We start from the raw sequence: 3,376 nt of genomic DNA on the forward strand, positions 1-3,376 counted from the left end.
ACCTCGGCGCCGTCGTCCACGCCACCGCGAGCGAACCCAAGTGGGACGCGGTCCGCGCCCTCGGCGTGCCCGCCGAGCGCATCGCCTCCTCGCGGACGCCGGACTTCGCCCGCACCTTCCACGGCGGCGTGGACGTCGTGCTCAACTCACTCGCCGGGGAGCTCATCGACGCCTCGCTCGGGCTGCTGCGCCCCGGCGGACGGTTCGTCGAGATGGGCAAGACCGACCTGCGCGACCCGGCCGAACTGGCGTCCGCCCACCCGGGCGTGCGTTACCTGCCGTTCGACCTGACCACGCTGGACGCCGGGCGCACCGGCGAGATCCTCGCCGAGATCGCCGCGCTGTTCGCCCGTGGGGAACTGCGGCTGCCACCCGTCCGCACCTGGGACGTCCGCCGCGCCGCCGAGGCGTTCCGGCACGTCGCCCAGGCCCGGCACATCGGCAAGGTCGTGCTCACCACACCCCCCGCCCTGAACCCCGAGGGCACCGTACTGATCACCGGCGGTACCGGAGCGCTCGGCGCGCTGGCCGCCCGGCGCCTGGTCACCGAGCACGGCGTCCGCCACCTGATCCTGGCCGGACGCAGAGGCCCGGACGCCGCCGGCGCCGCCGAGCTGGCCCAGGAGCTGGCCGGGCTGGGAGCCGAGACGGAGATCGTCGCCTGTGACGCAGCCGACCGGGACGCCCTGGCCGGGGTGCTCGCACGGATCCCCGCCGAGCGTCCGCTGACCGGGGTCTTCCACACCGCCGGCGTCCTGGACGACGGGATCATCTCCTCCCTCACCCCCGAGCGGGTCGGCGCGGTGCTCCGCCCGAAGGTCGCCGCCGCCGCGAACCTGCACGAACTCACCTCCGGGCTGGACCTTGCGGCGTTCGTCCTGTACTCGGGCGCGGCCGGCCTGTTCGGCAGCCCGGGGCAGGGCAACTACGCCGCCGCGAACACCTTCCTGGACGCGCTCGCCCAGCACCGCCGCGCCCGCGGCCTGCTGGCGACCTCCCTGGCCTGGGGACTGTGGACGCCGCAGAGCGGCAGCGGCATGACCGGCCACCTGGACGAGGCCGACATCAGCCGGCTGAACCGCTCCGGCATGGGGGCGCTCAGCCTGGACGAGGGCCTCGGCCTGTTCGACCTGGCGCTCACCATGGACGAGGCGGCGCTGGTGCCGATGTCCCTCGACCTCGCGACGCTGCGCGCCGGGGCGTCCATGGGGTTCGGGCACCCGCTGCTGCGCGGCCTGGTCCGCGTGGCCGCCCGCCGTACGGTCACGACCGAGTCGCCGCAGACCGAGTCGCTCACCGACCGGCTGGCCGCCCTCCCGCAGGACGACCGCATGGCGGTGGTGCTCGAACTCGTGCGCGGGCACGTGGCCGCCGTGCTCGGCTTCGCCGCCCCCGACCTGGTCGAGACGGGCCGTGCGTTCAAGGACATCGGCTTCGACTCGCTGACGGCGGTCGAGCTGCGCAACCGGCTCAGGACCGCGACCGGGCTCCGGCTGCCGGCCTCGCTGGTCTTCGACTACCCCAACCCGGGCGTGCTGGCCGGGCACCTGCTCGGCGAACTCGCCCCGGCCGCGCACGACCCGGAACGGCAGGTCCTCGCCGAACTGGACCGCATCGAGGCCCGGCTCGCCGCCGCGGCCGAACAATGGGCCGCGCCCGACGAGATCACCGCCCGCCTGGAGCACCTGCTCGCCTCCTGGAAGGGGAGGCGGCAGGCGTCCGGCCCGGCCACCGAGGACGTGGCGGGACTGATCGAGGCGGCGAGCGCGGACGAGATCCTCAGCTTCATCGACAACGAGCTCGGCCTCTCCTGAATCGGCCCGGCACGCGAGAAAGGCAAGCAAATGGCGACCGAAGAGCAGCTCGTCGAGTACCTGAAGCGCGTGACGACCGAGCTCCACGACAGTAAGAAGCGCCTGCGGGCGGCCGAGGAGAAGGACCACGAGCCGATCGCGATCGTCGGCATCGGCTGCCGCTACCCGGGAGAGGTACGCGGGCCGGAGGACCTGTGGCAGGTCGTGGACACCCGGACCGACGCCATCTCCGGCTTCCCGGAGGGCCGCGGCTGGGACCTGGAGTCGCTGTACAGCCCCGACCCCGACGCCTTCGGCGCGTCGTACGTCCGCGAGGGCGGGTTCGTCCACGACATCACCGAGTTCGACCCGGCGTTCTTCGGGATCTCGCCGCGCGAGGCGGTCGCCATGGACCCGCAGCAGCGGCTGCTGCTGGAGACCTCGTGGGAGGCGGTCGAGCGGGCCGGTATCGCCCCCACCACCCTGCACGGCAGCCGCACCGGGGTGTTCGTCGGCGCCAACAGCTCGGAGTTCCTCACCCTGATGACCCAGGCGCCGCCGGAGCTGCAGGGATACCTGATGACCGGTGTCGCCACCAGCGTGGTCTCCGGCCGGGTCTCCTACACCCTCGGTCTGGAGGGCCCCGCGGTCACCATCGACACGGCCTGCTCCTCCTCCCTGGTCGCACTGCACTTGGCGGTGCGGGCCCTGCGCAACGGTGACTGCACGCTGGCGCTGGCCGGCGCCGTGACCGTCCTGTCGTCCCCCGGCACCTTCATCGGCTTCAGCCGGGTGCGCGCCCTGGCCAAGGACGCGCGTTCCAAGGCGTTCTCCGCCGCCGCCGACGGCATGGCGCTCGCCGAGGGCGCGGGTGTGCTGCTGCTGGAGCGGCTGTCGGACGCCCGGCGGAACGGGCATCCGGTGCTGGCGGTGGTGCGGGGTTCGGCGATCAACCAGGACGGTGCGAGCAACGGTCTGACCGCGCCGAACGGGCCGTCCCAGCAGCGGGTGATCCGGCAGGCGCTCGCGGACGCCCGCCTCTCGCCGGTGCAGGTCGACGTCGTGGAGGCGCACGGCACGGGCACCGAGTTGGGCGACCCGATCGAGGCGCAGGCGCTGATGGCGACCTATGGCCAGGACCGCCCGGAGGGCCGGCCGCTGTGGCTGGGCTCGGTGAAGTCCAACATCGGCCACGCCCAGGCGGCGGCCGGCGCGGCAGGCGTGATCAAGATGGTGATGGCGCTGCGCAACGGCGTCATGCCCGCCACCCTCCACGCCGAGGAGCGGTCACCGCACATCGACTGGTCGGCGGGCGCGGTCGAGCTGCTGACCGAGGCGCGCCCCTGGCCCGCGAGCGCCGAACCGCGCCGTGCCGGTGTGTCGTCGTTCGGCATGAGCGGTACGAACGCGCACGTGATCCTGGAGGAGGCCCCGGCCGAGGAGTCCCCGGCCACCCTCTCCGGCACCGGGCTGCCGACCGCTGCGGGAGTGGCGGCCGAGCCGGGGTCCGGTGTGGTGCCGTGGGTGGTTTCCGCGCGGTCGGGTGTGGGGTTGGCGGGTCAGGCGGGTCGGTTGGCGGGTTG

Annotated in this window: 2 protein-coding genes; both read left to right on the top strand. The window is 73.9% G+C overall.

From position 1 onward, the window contains the following. On the top strand, positions 1 to 1,814 hold a 1,814-nt coding region (locus IEY93_RS39105), incomplete at its 5' end, for an SDR family NAD(P)-dependent oxidoreductase (protein WP_229691792.1). 30 nt (positions 1,815 to 1,844) lie between these two features. After that, on the top strand, positions 1,845 to 3,376 hold a 1,532-nt coding region (locus tag IEY93_RS37015), incomplete at its 3' end, for a type I polyketide synthase (protein WP_189167829.1).

Source organism: Sphaerisporangium melleum (assembly GCF_014646695.1).
In the GTDB taxonomy this organism is placed as follows: Bacteria; Actinomycetota; Actinomycetes; order Streptosporangiales; family Streptosporangiaceae; genus Sphaerisporangium; species Sphaerisporangium melleum.